This is a genomic window from Pseudomonas sp. MC6 (assembly GCF_054790575.1).
In genome coordinates this window covers 4,164,521-4,183,084 of the sequence record NZ_CP186504.1, presented here as the reverse complement: position 1 = coordinate 4,183,084, position 18,564 = coordinate 4,164,521, and the positions used below count along the sequence as shown (strand labels likewise).

Here is an 18,564-nt window from a genome sequence, read left to right as displayed (position 1 = left end):
CGGCCATGAGTCAGGACTGGAACACCGCGTGGCGCCAGCAGATTCTGCCGACGCTGGCCGAGGAAACCTGGGATCTGATCGTCATCGGCGGCGGCATCAGCGGCGCCGGCATCCTGCGGGAAGCCGCTCGTCGAGGTTGGCGTTGCCTGCTGCTGGAACAACGCGATTTCGCCTGGGGCACCTCCAGTCGATCATCGAAAATGGTCCACGGCGGTTTGCGTTACATCGCCAAAGGGCAATGGCGCCTGACCCGTGATTCGGTGCGCGAACGTCAGCGTCTGCTCGACGAAGCGCCGGGGCTGGTCGAGCCGATGAGTTTCATGATGCCGCACTATCGCGGCGGCTTTCCCGGGCCTCGGGTGTTGGGTGGTTTGCTGAGCGTTTACGACGCTCTGGCCGGGCGTCGCAGCCATCGCTTTCATGATGCGCAACAGCTGCGTTATCTGGCGCCGGGGGTGAAGGAAAACGACTTGCTCGGTGGCACCTGTTTTGTCGATGCGCTGACCGATGATGCGCGGCTGGTGATGCGCGTGTTGAGCGAAGCTCGCGCCGATGGTGCTGTCGTGGTTAATGGCGTGCGCGTCGAACATTTGCTGCGTGAAAACGGGCGAGTGTGCGGCGTTCAGGTCGAGGATTGCGAGGCTGGCACAGCCCTGCAATTGCGCTGTGGCGTGCTTGCTGTGGCAACTGGCGCTTGGGCTGAGCGCTTGCGGCCGACTGAGGCACCACGGCAATTGCGACCGTTGCGCGGCAGTCATTTATTGCTGCCGGGTTGGCGTTTGTCGGTGGCGCAGGCCTTCACTTTTATGCATGAGCGCGACCGGCGTCCGGTGTTCGTTTTCCCGTGGGAAGGCGCGACAGTGGTCGGCACTACGGACCTCGATCATCGCGAGGATCTGGATCAGAGCGCGAGCATCTCTAACGAAGAACTCGACTATCTGCTGGCCGCCTGCACGCAACAATTTCCCGGCGCAGAAGTGACGGCGAATGATGTGCTGTCGACCTGGTCCGGCGTGCGTCCGGTGGTGGGCAGCGCAGGTGCGCATCACGACAAACCGTCGAACGAAACCCGCGAGCATGTGCTGTGGCGGGAGCCCGGTTGCGTGACTTTGGCCGGCGGCAAACTGACCACGTTTCGCCCGCAAGCCATCGAAGTGCTCAAGGCCTGCGCGAGCATGCTGGACCGTCCTTTCGTCGATGACGCCGCGCCAGTGTTTGCCGCTGTGCCTGCGCTGCCGATCCCGGCGCTGAGCAGCCATCAATGGCGACGTCTCGCCGGGCGACATGGGCGCGACTTGCCAAGGCTGGCGCAACTGCTCAGGGAGATCGGCCATGACACGGTCGGCGCTACAGATACGCTGTGGGCCGAACTGGCTTTCGCCTGTGAGTCGGAAATGGTTCTGCACCTCGACGATCTGCTCCTGCGCCGCACGCGTATCGGTCTGCTGTTGCAGCGCGGTGGCGAAGCGTATTTTGCTGCCATCCGCCATCTCTGCCAGCCGCGACTGGCCTGGAGCGACGAACACTGGCAGCAGGAAGAACAGCGTTATCAGGCGTTGTGGCAACGCCATCACGGTTTGCCGGATGCCACGCCTTGATGCCCCTTGAAGAGAGCTCCATGGACAACCACCCGAACAAGCGTTACCTGCTGGCCATCGATAACGGCACCCAGAGCGTGCGTGCGCTGCTCTTCGATTTGCAGGGCAATCTGCTTGGCAAAGGCAAGGTTGAATTGCAGGCGTATTACTCGACGCAACCGGGCTGGGCCGAGCAGGATCCTGAGTATTACTGGGCGAAACTCGGCGAGGCGTGTCAGCAGGTCTGGCAGCAAACGGGGATTGATCGCTCGCAGATTGCCGGCGTTTCCCTGACCACGCAGCGCGGCACGGTAATCAATGTTGATGCCGAGGGTAAACCGTTGCGCCCGGCGATTCTCTGGCTTGATCAACGCCAGAGCGAAGTCGAAGGCGGGATCAAAGGGCCGTGGGGCTGGCTGTTCAAACTGGTCGGCGCCCAGGCGACTGTGGATTATTTTCGTGCTCAGGCTGAGGCGAACTGGATCGCTCAGCATCAGCCGGAAGTCTGGGCGGCAACAGACAAGTTTTTGCTGCTGTCCGGTTTTCTCACCCATCGCCTGTGCGGGCGTTTTGTCGACTCCGTAGGCTGCTGCGTCGGCTATCTGCCGTTCGACTTCAAACGGCTGAAATGGGCCGCGCCGAGTGACTGGAAATGGCAGGCGCTGGCGGTGCGCCCCGAGCAATTGCCGAGCCTGCACAAACCCGGTGAAACCCTTGGCTACATCACCGCTGAAGCCGCTCGCCACACCGGTATTCCCGAAGGTTTGCCGCTGATTGCTGCAGGCGCCGACAAGGCCTGCGAAGTGGTCGGTTCCGGCGTGGTCGATGCGAGCACGGTGTGCCTGTCCTACGGCACCACGGCGACGATTACCAGCACCCGCTCGCGCTATCTGGAAATCGTCCCGTTGATCCCGCCGTACCCGTCTGCGGTGCCCGATCAGTACAACTGCGAGGTGATGATTTATCGCGGTTACTGGATGGTCAGTTGGTTCAAGAACGAGTTCGGTTTGCGCGAGATGCAGCAGGCCAAAGAGCAGGGTATCGAGCCTGAGCAGTTGTTCGATGCACTGGTTGAGGCGGTGCCGCCGGGGTCGATGGGCCTGATGTTGCAACCGTACTGGTCGCCGGGGATTCGTGAGCCGGGTGTCGAGGCGAAAGGCTCGATGATCGGCTTCGGCGATGTGCACACCCGTGCGCATATTTACCGGGCGATTCTTGAGGGACTGGCGTATGCGTTGCGTCAGGGCATGGAGAACATCGAGCGGCGTTCGAAGGTCTCGATCAAGCGGTTGCGCGTGGCCGGTGGCGGCTCGCAGAGTGATGCGGCGATGCAGCTCACGGCGAATATTTTCGGCCTGCCGGCGGAGCGTCCGCATGTGTATGAGGCGTCCGGTCTGGGCGCGGCGATTTGTTGTGCGGTGGGGTTGGGATTGCATGCGGATTTTCCCACGGCGATTGCGGCGATGACGCGGGTGGGTGCGGTTTTCACCCCACAGCCCGATGCGCAAAAAATCTACGAGCAGCTGTACAAAGAGGTCTATCTGCGCATGTATCGGCAACTCAAACCGCTGTATCAGAGCATCCGCAAAATCACCGGTTACCCCGCCTGAAAGAACACCACCAATCCCCTGTAGGAGTGAGCCTGCTCGCGATAGCGGTGTGTCAGCCAACATCTATTTGACTGACACACCGCTATCGCGAGCAGGCTCACTCCTACAGGGGGCGGTGGTGTTTTTGATATCGGGTAATTGGCGCCATCGGAGACTTTTTCTGGTGAGATCGGACAGTGTCAGCGGCGGGGGCGGTTGTTAGGCTCATCCCCCACGGCACCGCCAATAAGAACCAGAAGCAATGAAACTGACTTCCCTCCTGTTGCTGCTTTGTGCAACGGCCCCGAATGCCTGGGGCTGGTCGAACCATACGGTGGGCAGCTATCTGGCGTTGCAGGATTTGCCGGCGTTGCGGGATGCACCGCAGGTTGAAGTCGAACCACTGGAGCGTTTTCTCAACGAGCAATATCCGGCCGTGCTGGCGCTGTTGGAGCAACAGGAAAGCTTCGCCCGCGAGCACTTCGCTCAATACCCGCCACGCCCCGACAATCTGAAATTGCCAGCGGTACCCAGTGACAATCTGCGCCACGATTTCCTCACGGCGTTGCGCATCAATCCCGAGATTCATCTGGCGATGGTCATCCAGCCATTGACCGGCAAAGACCTGCCCGAACGTGAGCATTTGCAGGCCAATCAGGTCATGGTCGAGCAAACCCTTTCGCCGTGGAATCGCCAACGCTTCATCGTGGTCGCCGATCATGAAAAAGTCGCCCCGCTGGCCATACTCGCCAGTGCCGCCGACGAACCGGATTACGGTCACGACATCAATCTGTTCAGCGACAACCCCGGCAACGTCGGCGCGATCTACGGTTTCGGCTCGCAACCGTTCGGCGATGCGCGCTTCCAGTACAGCTCGCAGGCGCCGTTCCACATGGGCTTCTTCCATGAAAGCGCGGTGGTGTACGCCGTTGCCGGGTTCCTCGAGCGCAGTTGGCCGGACTGGCGCGCGTATCAGTACATGGGCCTGGCGCGACTGGCGTTTGCCAGCGGTCATCCGTATTGGGGTTATCGCTTTCTCGGCTGGGGCCTGCACCACATTCAGGACCTGACTCAGCCGTATCACGCCAAGCCGTTGCCCGGCGTCGACCTCGCCAGTCTTTTGTTACTGGAAGGCAAGGCAATCGCCGGTTTCGCTGAGGATAAACAAGCCTCCATCGAGCGCGTCGCCACCCGGCACATGGAAGTGGAGAAGTACCAATCCACTTGGCTGCGCCGCGTGCTGCGCGCCGGTCAGCCGCATCCGATGCTCGCGGCTTACGCCGATGTGGCTCAGGACAAAAGCTACCCGCCGTACTCGGTCGACTACCTGCGCGAAGTGGTCAGCGCCGAGTCCGTCAACGACTCCGCAGTCTTCGACGAGGCCATCGGGCAGTGGCTGGAAACGGCGCCCGTCAGCAGTGATTTCAGCAGCGGCAATCAACTGCAACGAGAAGACTTCGACCACCCGGCACTCAACCAGCAGCTGTTCAAGTTGCTCGGGCATTTCGGCGCGCACAGCCGGATTTACGTCAGCGCCGGATTGGCGCCGTAGCGCGGCAACGCACACCAAAACAATAAAAAACAGGGAAGGAGGAACAGATGATCAACACTCGATTGCGCCTGACGGGCGCGGCGCTCCCCGGAGTCGGCCTGGCCGGGTTGCTGCAACTGTGCGCAGTCGATGCGGCGCACGCGGTGGAGTTCAGCTTCATGGACAAACAGGTCACTGGCTCCCTCGACACGACCTTGTCTTACGGTCGTTTGTGGCGGGTGCAGAGCCGCGACAAGACTAACGATGACGTCAACACCAACGACGGCAATCGCAACTTCGACACCGGGCTGGTTTCCGAGGTGTACAAGATCACCTCCGAGCTTGAAGCCAACTATCAGAATTACGGTTTGTTTGTGCGCGGCACCGCGTTTTACGACACGCAACTGATGGACAAGCGCAACGACTACTACGACAACAACAGCCCGTCGCAACCGAGCCAGAGCTACCCGCAGGATAACCATTTCACCAGCCAGACCCGCGACATCGCCGGCAGCCGCATCGAGATGCTCGATGCCTATGTGCATGGCAGTTGGGACGTCTTGCAGATGCCAGTGACGGCGCGCGTCGGTCGTCAGGTGTTCAACTGGGGCGAGGGGATTTTCTATCGCGGCGGGATCAACACCACCAACCCGGTGGACGCTGCCAAGTACCGTTTGCCCGGCGCCGAAGTGAAGGAAGTGTTGGTGCCAGTGGAGGCGCTGAGCTTCAACGTCGGCCTGACCGATTCGCTGACCATGGAGAGTTTCTACCAGACCAACTGGAAGGAAACCCGCATCGACCCGGTCGGCACCTTCTACTCGCAGACCGACCTGTTCGCCGACGGCGGCAACACCGGTTACAACAACTTCAGCGGCACCGCGCTCGACACGCCGGTTCCGGGGTTTGGCAACGTCATCGGTTTGTACAGCGCGCTGGGCAACAACCCGTTGCTCAACTCCGCCCTGCAAAGCACCGGGCTGTACGCCAATGGCGTGACGCCGGCCTATGGCAACACGCTGAAAGTGGCGAGCATCGGCAAGGACTACAACGCGCGCAACGACGGGCAGTTCGGTTTTGCCTTTCGCTACATCGCCGAACAGCTCAATAGCACCGAGTTTGGTTTGTACATGGTCAATTATCACGCCAAGGAGCCGACCATCGCTGCCGATCTCGGCGGCTACAAAGGCATCGACATGGATGCCCTGACCAACCTGTTGTCCGGCGTTGCGGGCAGTCAGGCCGGGGCGCTGGCCAATGGTCTGGCCACGGCTGATGTGATGGGCAACATCCAGGCGCATCGGCGTTATGCCGAAGACATCCGCATGTATGGCTTCAGCTTCAACACTACGCTGGGCGAGGCCTCGGTGTTCGGTGAAATTGCTTACCGGCCGAATCTGCCGATTGGCGTTGCGGCCACTAACGATTTGATTGGCGACCTGGCCAACGGTGCAGCTGTGGCGGTGACGGGTCGGTCGATCAACGTCGGCGGGCAGATGGTCAATCTCAACAGCGAGATCAATAACGCCGAACGTGTCGAAGCGTTCAACACCTCGCTGGGGACCATTTACAACTTCGGCCCGACCGCTTCGTTCGACTCGCTGTTCGGCATTTTCGAACTGGCCTCCGAGCACCTGCGCGGCAGCAGCCTGCAATACACCGCGTATGACGGCAGCCGTCGCTTCTACGCCGGCACCGGTAACTATTCCTATGTGTCGGGCGGTGATCGCGACGATCAGGTCAACCGCAATTCCTACAGCTACACGGCGATGCTCAACGGCACCTGGAACGACGTGTACGCCGGGGTCAACGTCTCGCCGTACATCGTTTACAAGGATGATTTCGAGGGCAACAGCTATCAGGCCGGCAACACCATCGAAGGGCGCAAGGCCTACACGCTGGGGATCAAGGCCAACTACCAGAACAAGCTTGAAGCCGAGTTGCAGTACACCGAGTTCTACGGCGGCGGGCAGAACAACGGCATTCGCGACCGCGATAACGTCGGGTTCAACCTCAAGTATTTCCTTTGATATCCAGAACACAGGCGCACCCCCTGTAGGAGTGAGCCTGCTCGCGATAGCGGATTTTCAGTCGCTGTAGATGTTGTCTGACACACCGCTATCGCGAGCAGGCTCACTCCTACAGGGGATCTACGGTGATTTGCAGACCTCACTCCCGTTTCGGAGATCGATTATGTTTCACACTTCAAGATTGACCAAAGCTTCGCTAGGGCTTGTGTTGGGCCTGGCTGCCAGCGCCGCTCTGGCCGCCATCACCCCAAAACAAGCCGAACAACTGAAAACCACCCTGACCCCCATGGGCGCCGAGCGCGCGGGCAACGCTGCCGGCACGATTCCCTCCTGGACCGGCGGCATCACCCAGGCGCCCGCCGGCTACAAACCCGGTCAGCATCACCCCGATCCATACGCAGCGGACAAACCGCTGTTCACCATCACCAAAGCCAATCTCGACCAATACAAAGCCCACCTCAGCCCCGGCCAGATCGCCCTGTTCAACAGCTACCCCGACACCTTCCAGATGCCGATCTACCCATCCCGCCGCTCCGGCTCAGCGCCGCAATGGCTGTACGACAACACCCTGAAAAACGCCACCTCGGCCAAATTGCTCGAAGGCGGCAGCGGCTTCTCCGATGCTTACGGCGGCGTGCCATTCCCGGTGCCCAAGGACGGCGTTGAAGTGTTGTGGAACCACATCACCCGCTATCGCGGCATCTACGTCGTGCGCCGCGCCTCCGAAGCGCCAGTGCAACGCAATGGCAGCTTCGCGCTGGTGACCTCGCAGCAGGAAGCGCTGTTCAACTACTACCGCCCGAACGGCCAGTTCGCCGACCTGAAAAACATCCTGTTCTACTACCTCGCCTTCGTGAAAAGCCCGGCGCGACTGGCCGGCGGTGCCGCCCTCGTGCACGAAACCCTCGATCAGCTCAAGGACGCACGCCAGGCCTGGATCTACGACGCCGGCCAACGCCGGGTGCGTCGCGCGCCGAACCTCGCCTACGACACGCCGATCGCATCCTCCGATGGACTGCGCACTGCCGACGACACCGATCTGTTCAACGGCTCGCCTGATCGCTACGAGTGGAAGCTCAAGGGCAAACAGGAAATCTACATCCCCTACAACAACTACAAAGTCGCCAGCCCCGAGGTGAAATACGCGCAGTTGCTCACCCCCGGCCACCTCAACCCGCAATACACCCGCTACGAACTGCACCGGGTTTGGGTGGTGGAAGGCAACCTGAAACCGGGCTCGCGGCACATCTATTCCAAGCGTGTGCTGTTTCTCGATGAAGACAGCTGGGGCGCGGCACTGGTCGATCAATACGACGGGCGAGGGGAGTTGTGGCGGGTGTCGATGGCCTACCTGAAAAACTTCTATGACCTGCCGACGACGTGGAGTGCGCTGGATGTTTTCCATGATTTGCAGGCGCGTCGTTACTACGTGCAGAACCTTGATAACGAAGAGGCGGAGACTGTCGATTTCGCACAACCGGTGCCGGAGGATGCGTACTTCATGCCGTCGGCGTTGCGGCAGCGTGGGACGCGGTAAGTGATTGCGCTGGCTGTTCTTGGGCGGATGGATGCTAATCTCGATCAATGATTTTTGCTTGATAGCAGGAGGCATCATGGCCAGCATCACAATTCGAAATGTTGATGGTCAGCTCATGGATCAGTTACGGATTAACGCGGCCCAGAACGGAAATTCCATCGAGGAAGAAGCTCGCATGATTCTGGGGCGAGCATTGATTAGAAGGGATCGCGCTGGAGGCTTGGGTAGCCGGATTCGCCAGCGCTTTTCCTCGGTCGGGGGGATCGACCTTGGTTTGCCTTCACGGCAGGAAAAAGCCAGGGTTATGGATTTTCCAGATTGCTGATGCTCGAAATGCGCACGCGCTGAAGAATACCTTCATGTAGGAGCTGCCGAAGGCTGCGATCTTTTGATCTGGCTTCTGATTTGTTCAAAAGCGAAGATCAAAAGATCGCAGCCTGCGGCAGCTCCTACATTAGGCGGAGTTTTTTCCGGGACATCGGGGTGATGGGGCGGATGCAATCGCGGGCAAGCCCGCTCCCACAGTTCATGAGTCGAACACAACATCTGTGAACGACTCCAAACCCTGTGGGAGCGGGCTTGCCCGCGATTGGTTTTTTGCTTCAGCGCTGTAAGAAGGTCAAACGCGGAAGTGGCTGACCATCTGCTGCAACTGCCCACCCAGACGCGCCAGTTCAACACTCGACGCTGCCGTCTCATCACTCGCCGCTGCGGTCTGTTCTGACACGTCGCGCACGTTGATGATGCTGCGGCTGATCTCTTCGGCCACGGCGCTCTGCTGTTCTGCAGCGGCGGCGATCTGCTGGTTCATCGACTGGATGTTCGACACTGTACGGGTGATGTTTTCCAGCGATGCGCCGGCCTTGCGGGTCAGGGCGACGCTGCTGTCGGTCAGGGCGCGGCTGTTGCTCATCACGGCCGAGACTTGCTGGGTGCCGTTCTGCAGACCGGCGACCAGGCCTTCGATTTCTTCGGTGGATTTCTGCGTGCGTTGGGCCAGACCACGAACTTCATCGGCGACCACGGCAAATCCACGACCGGCTTCACCGGCACGGGCGGCTTCGATCGCAGCGTTGAGCGCCAGCAGGTTGGTCTGTTCAGCCACAGCCTTGATCACGTCCATGACGCTGCCGATCTTGTCGCTTTCCTGTTGCAGCACGCTCATGGCTTCGGTCGAACGCACCACTTCGCTGGCCAGACGTTCGATCTGGGCGATGGCTTCGTTGACCACTTTGTCGCCTTCGCGGGCTTCGCCGTCAGCGGCGGCAGCCGCTTGCGAGGCTTCTTCGGCGTTGCGCGCGACTTCCTGCACGGTGGCGGTCATCTCGTGCATGGCGGTGGCGACCTGATCGGTCTCGACTTTCTGGCTGTTCACGCCGGCGCTGGTCTGCTCGGTCACGGCCGAGAGTTCTTCGGCAGCGCTGGCGATCTGGGTGACGCCGTCGCGGATGCCGCTGATCAAGTCGCGCAAGGTTACGCCCATGCGCGCGATGCCTTGTTGCAGCACGCCGAGTTCGTCACGGCGGGTGACGGTGACGTTCTGGGTCAGGTCGCCGCTGGCGATGCGCTCGACCACGGCCAGAGTTTCTTGCAGCGGACGGGTGATCTGACGGGTGATGATCACCGCAGCAATCACACCGACCAACAGTGCCAGCAGGGTGCTGATCAACTGGAAGGTGCGCGCCTGGGCGCTTTCGACATCGCGACGGTCGAGCTGAATCTGATACAGCTGTTCACTGGTATTGACGATCGCAGTGCCTTGATCGGTCATTTCCTTGCGGGCCTGCACGGCGTCGGTGTTGGCGTTTTTATATGCCATCAATGCGCTGCGATAGTTAACCAGTGCGGTTTCCAGCTGACGCAGGGCGTCTTGCTGAGAGTCGGCGAAATGCACGTTCAGTTGCTTGAGGCTGGCGATCGCCACATCCAGTTGGCCAACGGCTTTCTGCTCGGTTTCGGCATTGGTGGTAGCGGTGTAACCGCGCACTTCGTAGCGCGCGAGGATGAACGCTTCCTTGGCGGCGGTGATCGCCTGGAACTGATCGAAACGCTGCTCGCTCATGTCCATCTGCTGTACGCGCTTGCTGATCGATTCGATCTGGTTGTACGCGGTCTCGGCACTCACGCTCATGCTGTCGCGCGCACTGTTGCCGGTGCGATAGGCGTTGCGCATTTTGTTCAGCGACGTCTGGTATTCAGCGATGGTCGCGGCCTGCTCCTTGAGCAGTTTGACGTTTTCCGGGCTCTTGAAACTGTTGATCAGCTTCTGTTGTTGCGCGGCGAAGCTTTCAAGGGTGGTCTGCACATTCTGTGCGGCAGTTTCATCGCCATTGGTCAGCATGTATTGCAGACGCACCACGCGCAGTTTGGTCAGACCGGCGTTGAGCTGGGTGATGTCGCTCATCCAGTTGCTGCGGTCGATCAGGCCACCGAGGCTGGTCCAGCCTGTCAGGGCCAGCACGCAGGTCAGGGCCAGCACGAGGCCGAAGCCCAGGCCCAGTTTCATGTTCACGCTGATGTTGCCGAACCAGCTATTCATCAAAAATCCTCCAGAAACGTTGGGTTTCTTGTCGTCGGTTAGGCTGGAAGATTGTTGTTTTTTTGAGCCAGCAAGGGTGTTAGCAGGTTTGTATCGGCCGCATTTCCCAGAGCTGAAAGGATTTTGTCCTACGGAATTTGTAACATCGGATCCCAAGACTTTTTTCACATGGGTTTCACTGGCTGCCCACGCGCGCCTCTGTACCTTCGCCGCATCGAATGAACCCGTGATGCACAGTGGCGAGGCGGTTTTTGTGGAATTGAGACTGAGTCTGTTCGGCGTCAAACGCTCGATCGATCTGAGCTTTTTGGCGCGTTTTCGCAACACTTGGGTGGTGTTGGCGGCATCGGTATTGGTGATCCCTTTGACCCTGTGGTTGCTGGCGCCGGCGGCAGTGCCGGATCTCGCGCATGGCAATGCGGCTGGTGCGCAGGCGCTGGCAGCCGGTTGGGCCAAGGGCGAGATGATCGTGCTGGTGCGTCACGTCGAGCGCTGCGATCACTCGAAAGCCGCGTGCCTGAGTGGCAACGACGGCATCACCGATCGCTCGCGCAGTGTCGCGGTGGCGGTCGGTGCAAGGTTCGAACAACTGGGCCTGAACAACGCCGACATCTATAACAGCCCGTCGATGCGCACGGTGCAGACCGCCGGTTACATGTTCAACCATGCCGCCAGCGGTGACGACTGGCTGATCAACTGCCGGGGCCGCATGTTGCAGGACGCGTTGGCCCATAAGGTTCCCGGTCGCAATCTGGTACTGGTGACCCACAGCGAATGCATGGCGCAGATCGAGAAAGACCTCAAAGTGCCGACTTCGGACATGGGTTACGGCTCGTCATTGTTTGTTTCCGCTGCCAGCCCGGCGGCTCCCAAGATGCTCGGCTTTATTGAAGCCTCCGACTGGCGCACGGTGACCACCCGATGAAATCCCGTTTCTACGCTTACAATTTTGGTATTCCGCTCGCCTGTGCGGCGCTGGTGTTCCTGATGTTCGACATGACCAGAATCGACATCGCCTTCAGCAACCTGTTGTTCGATCCGCTGACGCAGTCCTTCCCGCTCGACAAAATCCAATTCTTTGAGAAGCTCACGCATAAATGGGCGCGGATCATTCCCAACTGGACGGCGGAAATCGCCCTGATCGGCGCGCTGCTATCGGTGGTCTGGCCGTTGGTCAATCCGCACAAACGTCCGCGACTCGGTGCAATGCTGGAGCGCAGCAAAGTCGCGCCGGTGCTGCGATTTGCCGCTGATTACCGTAGGGATTTTCTGTTTGTGGTGGTCGCATTTGCGGTTTGCACCGGGGTGATCCACTTCCTCAAATCCCACACCAGCGTTTACTGCCCGATCGAGACCACACTGTACGGCGGAAAAATGGCCCACATTGAGTGGTACAGCAACTTTCAACTGTTCCATGAAGCCGGTAGTGGCCGGTGCTGGCCGGGTGGTCATGCGTCGGGCGGCTTCACCATGCTGGCGCTGTATTTCGTGGCGCGGCGCTATCAATGGCGTTTTTCCAGTGCAATCTTGTGGGGCTCGCTGTTGCTGGGATTCGTTTATGGCACTACTCGCGTCCTGCAAGGCTGGCACTACATGTCCCACACCTTCTGGGCCGGGATCTTCGTCTGGCTGGCGTGTTTGCTGACGGCGCTGGCCTTTTACGGGCGGGCACGGCTGGATGTGCCGGTGCTGAGCAAGCGCACGCAGAAAGCTTTCAGTGCTCAGCCAGAGGTTTCTCTCTGAACCCGTTCGGATGAAATGAAAAACCCGCCAACCACCGGCGGGTTTTTTTATGCGGCTGCGCAGGCCTCAATAGCCGACGAAGTAATACGCCTGACGCCCAACCATCATGGTTTTGAGCACTTTCAGAGGCGGCGCGGGCTCACTGTCACCAGCCATCACCGCGACATGCGAGGGCGAGGCCGTGAGGAAATCTCGCAACTGCGCTTCGGTATCCAGCCCTTTGAGTACTTGCTGAGTATAGAAGACCGTCGCGCCACCGACCCGCTCGTTGGCCTGAAACAGCGCGACTTGATGCCCGGCGGTTTGCAGCGTCTGAATCTCTGCACTCAACGGCAGGAACGAAAGCTTTTTGTCGGCATGAGGCAGCGCCCACTGCGCGGCGGCGAGATAACTGCCGATTACCAGCGTGAGTAAACCCATTGCCAATGTCTGACGGTGACGGGCGATTCGGCCTACGAATCCATTGCCGGATTCGTACTGCTTCAAGCGATCGAACAGCACGCCCGCATACTCCGCTGCGATCACCGCGGCGGCCGGTGTCATCGACATCAGGTACACCGTGCGTTTGCTCGACGCCAACGTGAGCATGATGAACTGCGCCACGATCCACAGGCTGAAAAACAGCAGGTAACGGTTGGCTTTCAGTTGTTTGCGGAAATGCCAGAGCCCCAGGTACACCAGAATGTTCCACGGCAGAAAGGCTTCCGGCAGTTTGGCGAGGTAGTAATAGAACGGCTCATAGTGCCCGGCCTCGACGAACGATCCGCTGAAGCGTCCGACGCTGTTGGTCAACAGCACTTCTCTGACGGCTTGTGCGCCGCCGTGCTGGAAGAGGATGACGAGCCAGATCAGCAGCGGAATCAAGCCGACCAGGGTCAGTAAGCCCGGCCGCAGCCAATCGGTGATTTTCAGGCGCTTGTCCATCAGGTTGTCGGCCAGCAGATAGGCGAAAATCACCACTCCCGGCATGGCCAGCCCCAGCACACCTTTGCTCAATGTAGCGATGGCGATCCCGACGACAAACAACAGCAAGTTGCTCGCGGTCGACGCCCGTTGCGCCTGGAAAAAGGCCAGCAGCGCCATGGTCACTCCGAGGGCGAGCAAAGCATCCTCACCGACCCCGCGCACATTGCTCCAGTAACTGGCCATAGTCGCGAGCAGAATGCCCGCCGTCCAGGCAATCATTTTCGGCCGTTCAAAGCGGCGCAACATGCCGTACAGCAGCATCACGCTGAGCAAGCCAGCCACCGCCGACGCCAGCCGCACGGCCCACGGTGAAACACCGAACACACGCATGGCGCCAGCATCCAGCCACAGACTCAGTGGTGGTTTTTCCAGAAACGGTTCGCCGAACAGGCGAGGCGTCACCCAATCGTTATCAAGGTGCATCTCCATGGCGATCCCGGCGACGCGGGCCTCGGTGGAGCCTTGCAATTGGTGGCCGCCCAAGCCGAAGAAAAACAGCAGGGCGGCAAGCAGAAACAGCGAAGTGGCGGCACGCGACATGGCTTTCAGGCAACCGGAAGGGGCGGGAGCCTGAGCATACGGCGGCAATCCTGAATAAATTGTGAAGCTAGGCCAGTTGTCGTGACCAACGCTTCTCCGGCGTTTCGAACAGCGGATTGACCAGGGCCGTCAGCACATGATCCTGCCAGCGCCCGGCAATGTTCAGATACGCCTTGGCGTAACCCTCACGTTCGAAGCCCAGACGCTCAAGCAAGCGCTCACTGCGCTCATTGCCGGGAATGTAGTTAGCCATGATCCGATGCAGGTTCTGGATATCGAACATGTAGTCGATACCAGCCTCCAGCGCTTCATGCATCAAGCCCTGTCCCTGTTGGGCTTCATCAATGTGATAGCCCAGATAACACGCCTGAAAGGCCCCGCGAATAATGCCGCTGAAGTTGCAGGCGCCGATCATTTGCTGGCCGTCCGGGGTCAACAGCGCGAAGTGCATGGCCAGCCCGGCCTCGAATGCGCTGGCCTGTATTTCAAGGCGTCGGCGAATCTGCTCGGTGGAAAAATATTCGGTGGTGCGGATCGGCGACCATGGCGCGAGGTGGCGCCGGTTGCGCTGGTAGAACTCGCTTTCAAGTTCGGCCTGATCCGGAGCGAATATTGCGAGCGTCAGGCGTTGGCAGGGCAGGGTCAACAGCGGCATCGGATACTCCGGAGTGGCGGATCTTCCGGCAGGTTGGCGCACTCACCTGTGGGAGAGCAAGCCCTCACAGGCTGACGCGGTAAATCCGAGGCAAAAAAAAGCCCGCAGGAGCGCGGGCGAACCGTAGTTTCTTGAATGAGCGAGCGGACTGTACAAGGCTTGGCCGCGCAGCTGCAGTGAAGAAAAATTCATCTCGATGGGCGGCTCGGCGTTGTCCGATGCTCACCCGAGCGACGGTGCGACTCTACAGTTTCACCCGTCAATGGCGGGTTTCAGGCCCGCTGGTTTGCGGTCCCTGCGGGTCAAGATTGTCCCGCGCCCGGCAGACCAGGATCTCGGCCAGTGCGCTCAGTTGCTTCATGGCTACCGCCACATGGCGTTTCGAGCCGTCGAACTCATCGGTAAGGTTTGCGCTGATGGCGACGAGGGAGTCGAGAATCTCGCTGGCGTGGGTGAGCAGGGTCAGTGTGTCGACATCGTCGCGCACCCTGATGAGTTGATTGAGCGGGACGCTACGCCGCCGACGGGTCGCCTCGGCGCGTGCGGTGTTGTTCGACTGAGGTTGGGTGCTGGAAGCGGGCGCGTCGGACGGTGCCGAGCCAACCAGCGAAAGTTGTGGGGTCTTTTTCATGACGTAGCTCCGTGGAGTGAACATTCACTGCAGTTGCGGCTGCCAAACCGTCCGTTGGATGGCAGTGGTCGTGGAGCGTAACGTCCTGAGGAACTGTCCACCAGTTCACCAAAGTCGACGCGTGTTGCGGGAATTTTCCTAGGACGTTCGGTGTGGGAAGGAGGAGCCGGCCCCACTCAAGGCATATGGTCAGCGGCAAAATCAGCTTCTGACCGGGCGCGCAAACGGCCCTTGCGACAAGCCATCTGGAAGCGCTCGAAGTCGCGTTCGTTTTGTGCGGTGTAACTTTGCGCGTACTTCAGCAGCGCATCCGCCAGCGCATCGCCTTTGCCAATGTAACCGCTGATTTGCGCCGCGAGGCCGGATGCCTTGGCATGTGCCCGGGCGAGGGCTCGGCCGCACACACGTCCATAGGCGGCGAAGGTTTCGGCGTCGAAGGTCTCAAGCTCAGCGGAGATTTTCATGTCGCGCAGTTGCCGCACATAGAAGTGCCGACCGCTGGGACCGGTGGTCCAGCCGAGAAAAAGATCGCTGGCGGCCTGCATCAACCGCTGCCCCTCGACCACTCGTTGGCCTTCGTGCGCGTGCGCGATTTGACTTTGACGTAATCGGCGAGCACCGAACGTCGCGCTTCCTTGAACTGCAGAAACAACGGAAATTCCTGATCGTCGGTCAACAGCGCCACCAGGCAGCGCGTACCGACACTGCCGACGCCGACCACTTTGAAGGCCATGTCCTGGGCGTGAAAGCGTGAGAGCAGCTCGCGACGGTCAGGTTGCAGCGTGTTTCGATAATCACGCATGAACGCATCGTATAGAGGTCGCCAGTCTGACAACCGCAGCCAGTCATCGTCGGCGTCCAGCAGCGTGGTGTTTTTGTGCAGGTGGAAAATTTCCGGCAGGTCATCGCGAATAATCAGACGACCACTGGCATCGCGTTCACTGATTTTAGGCAACAGCTCGGCGTGGGTACGCCGCTCAGACTTTTCGATGGCGCGCTCCACATGTTCGAGGGTACTTTTGCGCGCCTGAGCGAGCAGATCGTTGTAGCTGATGGATTCGTACCAGTTTTCCAGCGAACTCTGTTCGGCGCATTCCAGCAACGTCGTCTGATAGGCGCCGACCATTTCACGGCACACCTGTTCCTCGACCGATTCGCCGTGGCGCAAATCGCGGGCAGCCACCACGAAACTCGCCGCGAGACGCTTCAGATCCCACTCCCACGGCCCGGGATGTGCTTCGTCGAAATCGTTGACGCTGAACAGCAGATTGCGCTCAGGCGTGGCGAAACCGCCGAAATTCATCAGATGGCAGTCACCACAGATGGGCAAGTTCAGGCCCATGTTCGCCGTGCCCGACAAATCGTGCGCCTGCAACAAGGCATTGCCGCGAAAGAACGTGAACGGCGACACCAGCATGCGCCCGTAACGCAGCTCGACCAGCGACGCGACGCGGCCCTGGCTGGAGGCCTTGATCAACGGAATCGGGTCACGGTTCATTTTGCCGGTGGATGCCTGAGCGCTGCGCGGGCAATGCTTGCGGGCGTCCTTGCCTTGTTGCATGCGGTCTTTGAGTGCGGTCATGGGGGCTCGGTCTGGCGTAAGGGCACTGTGAGTGTAGAAGCGCTTCCGGGGTTTATCCGCTGGCTTGAGTCCGGTGACGTGAACTCTGAGTTTTGCCATGATCATTGCCGGTATTCCATCGGCCCGAGCGAGTGATCCCGTCATGAATGTGAGCGTGCTTTACGCGTTGGTTGCAGCAGCGTTGTTTGGCGCCAGTACGCCACTCGCCAAGCTGCTGGGCGTACAGATTTCACCGATTCTATCGGCCGGATTGCTCTATCTGGGCAGCGGTCTGGGTTTGACCGTCCTGCGCTTTGCCCGCGATCGAGGTTGGCAGCGTTCCGGACTCGGCACCGGCGAATGGCCGTGGCTGGTCGGAGCCATCGGCTTCGGCGGCGTGCTGGCGCCGGTGGCATTGATGTTCGGTTTGACCAGAACGTCCGGCGCGAGCGCGTCACTGATGCTCAATCTGGAATCAGTGCTCACGGCACTGCTGGCGTGGCTAGTGTTCAAGGAAAATGCCGATCGGCGAATCGTGATCGGCATGCTCGCCATCGTGGCCGGCGGTGTCGTGTTGTCCTGGCCGCAAGAGGCCGTGTCGGCGCAGGACTGGACAGGCCCGCTGGCCGTCGCCTTCGCCTGCTTTTGCTGGGCCATCGACAACAACCTGACGCGTAAGGTCTCTGCCTCGGATGCACTGTTTATCGCGGGCAGCAAAGGTCTTGTGGCGGGTGTGGTTAACTGCAGCCTCGCCTTATTCATCGGCAAACAACTGCCCGCAGCCGACTCGCTGATGCCCATCCTGCTGGTCGGGTTTCTCGGCTACGGCGTCAGCCTGGTGATGTTCGTCCTCGCCCTGCGCGGACTGGGCAGTGCGCGCACCGGCGCGTACTTTTCCACCGCGCCGTTTCTGGGCGCAGCGATCTCGATTCTGCTACTAGGCGAGTCGGTATCGCTGATGTTCCTGCTCGCAGCAGCGTTGATGGCTGTGGGGGTGTGGATTCATCTGATGGAGAACCATGCTCATGAGCATCAGCACGAACGGCTTGAGCATGAACATCGCCACACACACGATGAGCATCACCAGCATACGCACGGGTTTGAATGGGATGGAACAGAGCCGCACAGTCATCCGCATTTGCATACGCCGATGCGGCATAGCCATGCGCATTTTCCTGATGTGCATCATCGGCATGAGCATTGAGGTGTGTGGGCAGGGATTGGTTTTTGGCGGTGGGGGCAGGATGGGGCGGCGAGATGCAACAAAACCCGTACGAGGCGGGCTTTGTCGTAGAGAGTTGGGCCGGGGTAATCTGAATCCGTGTTCGATTTCGTTGATTTTTATAGCTAATATCTTATTTTGTTATTCGTTGGAATACCAACTGGAATACCGTGTGCAATTGTATTCCGCTTGACCGTCTGCTTGTATTCGATCTGACAACCGTGCACATCCGAGCTGACGCACTTCGTATCTATAATGAGTGAACTCCCTCCGCTGTCGGGACAACATACAGCAATCAGTCAGAAGCAGATCGTCGATCGAGCGTCTTTTCTTTTGGTTTTGTGCCTATAACTATCTTCCTCCTGAGGAAGATAGTGGTCTACCATGTGCTTACTCCGCTGATAATTCCATATCCAAAGTAAATCTCTTATTGGTTAAAGGTTTCG

Annotated in this window: 13 protein-coding genes and 2 pseudogenes; 9 read left to right on the top strand and 6 right to left on the bottom strand. The window is 59.6% G+C overall.

Annotated features, from left to right (window positions below):
- Nucleotides 1-5: 5 nt before the first annotated feature.
- The 6 genes from ACOYXE_RS18790 to ACOYXE_RS18765 all read left to right on the top strand — a co-directional run bounded on the left by ACOYXE_RS18790 (nucleotide 6) and on the right by ACOYXE_RS18765 (nucleotide 8,586).
- On the top strand, nucleotides 6-1,598 hold the full coding sequence (locus ACOYXE_RS18790) for a glycerol-3-phosphate dehydrogenase/oxidase (protein ID WP_460926415.1): 1,593 nt from the start codon (nucleotides 6-8) through the stop codon (nucleotides 1,596-1,598).
- Nucleotides 1,599-1,618: 20 nt separating this feature from the next.
- A complete protein-coding gene (locus tag ACOYXE_RS18785; protein ID WP_460926414.1) occupies nucleotides 1,619-3,187 on the top strand; it encodes an FGGY-family carbohydrate kinase in 1,569 nt (522 codons plus the stop codon).
- A 241-nt stretch (nucleotides 3,188-3,428) separates the two neighbouring features.
- Complete coding sequence (locus ACOYXE_RS18780; RefSeq protein WP_460926413.1) at nucleotides 3,429-4,718, top strand: phospholipase; 1,290 nt, start codon at nucleotides 3,429-3,431, stop codon at nucleotides 4,716-4,718.
- 47 nt (nucleotides 4,719-4,765) lie between these two features.
- Nucleotides 4,766-6,724 carry a DUF1302 domain-containing protein gene (locus tag ACOYXE_RS18775; RefSeq protein ID WP_460926412.1) on the top strand — a complete coding sequence of 653 codons (1,959 nt, stop codon included), beginning with the start codon at nucleotides 4,766-4,768 and terminating at the stop codon, nucleotides 6,722-6,724.
- Nucleotides 6,725-6,887: 163 nt separating this feature from the next.
- The gene (locus ACOYXE_RS18770; protein ID WP_405122341.1) at nucleotides 6,888-8,261 is read left to right on the top strand and encodes a DUF1329 domain-containing protein; all 1,374 of its coding nucleotides are present in this window, start codon (nucleotides 6,888-6,890) and stop codon (nucleotides 8,259-8,261) included.
- Nucleotides 8,262-8,337: 76 nt separating this feature from the next.
- On the top strand, nucleotides 8,338-8,586 hold the full coding sequence (locus ACOYXE_RS18765) for a FitA-like ribbon-helix-helix domain-containing protein (protein ID WP_460926411.1): 249 nt from the start codon (nucleotides 8,338-8,340) through the stop codon (nucleotides 8,584-8,586).
- Between the two features lie 294 nt (nucleotides 8,587-8,880).
- Here the strand turns inward: ACOYXE_RS18765 and ACOYXE_RS18760 are convergent, their stop codons facing one another.
- Nucleotides 8,881-9,585, bottom strand: coding sequence for a methyl-accepting chemotaxis protein (locus tag ACOYXE_RS18760; protein WP_371919303.1), 705 nt, complete (start codon nucleotides 9,583-9,585; stop codon nucleotides 8,881-8,883).
- Between the two features lie 201 nt (nucleotides 9,586-9,786).
- Nucleotides 9,787-10,665 (bottom strand): annotated as a pseudogene (locus tag ACOYXE_RS18755) (methyl-accepting chemotaxis protein); the annotation flags it as partial.
- Nucleotides 10,666-11,053: 388 nt separating this feature from the next.
- Between ACOYXE_RS18755 and pmrG the strand changes: the two are divergent.
- Both pmrG and ACOYXE_RS18745 read left to right on the top strand, forming a co-directional pair.
- A complete protein-coding gene (gene pmrG / locus ACOYXE_RS18750; RefSeq protein ID WP_460926410.1) occupies nucleotides 11,054-11,725 on the top strand; it encodes a lipopolysaccharide core heptose(II)-phosphate phosphatase PmrG in 672 nt (223 codons plus the stop codon).
- On the top strand, nucleotides 11,722-12,543 hold the full coding sequence (locus ACOYXE_RS18745; RefSeq protein WP_460926409.1) for a phosphatase PAP2 family protein: 822 nt from the start codon (nucleotides 11,722-11,724) through the stop codon (nucleotides 12,541-12,543). The genes pmrG and ACOYXE_RS18745 overlap by 4 nt, the downstream gene beginning before the upstream one ends.
- A gap of 66 nt (nucleotides 12,544-12,609) precedes the next feature.
- Here ACOYXE_RS18745 and ACOYXE_RS18740 read toward each other — a convergent pair whose 3' ends face one another.
- The 4 genes and pseudogenes from ACOYXE_RS18740 to ACOYXE_RS18725 form a co-directional block, all read right to left on the bottom strand.
- Nucleotides 12,610-14,049 carry an ArnT family glycosyltransferase gene (locus ACOYXE_RS18740; protein WP_460926408.1) on the bottom strand — a complete coding sequence of 480 codons (1,440 nt, stop codon included), beginning with the start codon at nucleotides 14,047-14,049 and terminating at the stop codon, nucleotides 12,610-12,612.
- A 67-nt stretch (nucleotides 14,050-14,116) separates the two neighbouring features.
- Nucleotides 14,117-14,704 (bottom strand): ribosomal protein S5-alanine N-acetyltransferase, encoded by a 588-nt coding sequence (gene rimJ / locus ACOYXE_RS18735; RefSeq protein ID WP_405122337.1) that lies wholly within the window; start codon nucleotides 14,702-14,704, stop codon nucleotides 14,117-14,119.
- A gap of 259 nt (nucleotides 14,705-14,963) precedes the next feature.
- Complete coding sequence (locus ACOYXE_RS18730) at nucleotides 14,964-15,335, bottom strand: DUF6124 family protein (RefSeq protein WP_460926407.1); 372 nt, start codon at nucleotides 15,333-15,335, stop codon at nucleotides 14,964-14,966.
- A gap of 176 nt (nucleotides 15,336-15,511) precedes the next feature.
- Nucleotides 15,512-16,752: pseudogene (locus ACOYXE_RS18725) on the bottom strand (DUF2252 domain-containing protein).
- A 307-nt stretch (nucleotides 16,753-17,059) separates the two neighbouring features.
- On the opposite strand from ACOYXE_RS18725, the gene ACOYXE_RS18720 reads away from it, so the two are divergent.
- Complete coding sequence (locus ACOYXE_RS18720; RefSeq protein ID WP_460926406.1) at nucleotides 17,060-18,100, top strand: DMT family transporter; 1,041 nt, start codon at nucleotides 17,060-17,062, stop codon at nucleotides 18,098-18,100.
- Nucleotides 18,101-18,564 lie beyond the last annotated feature (464 nt).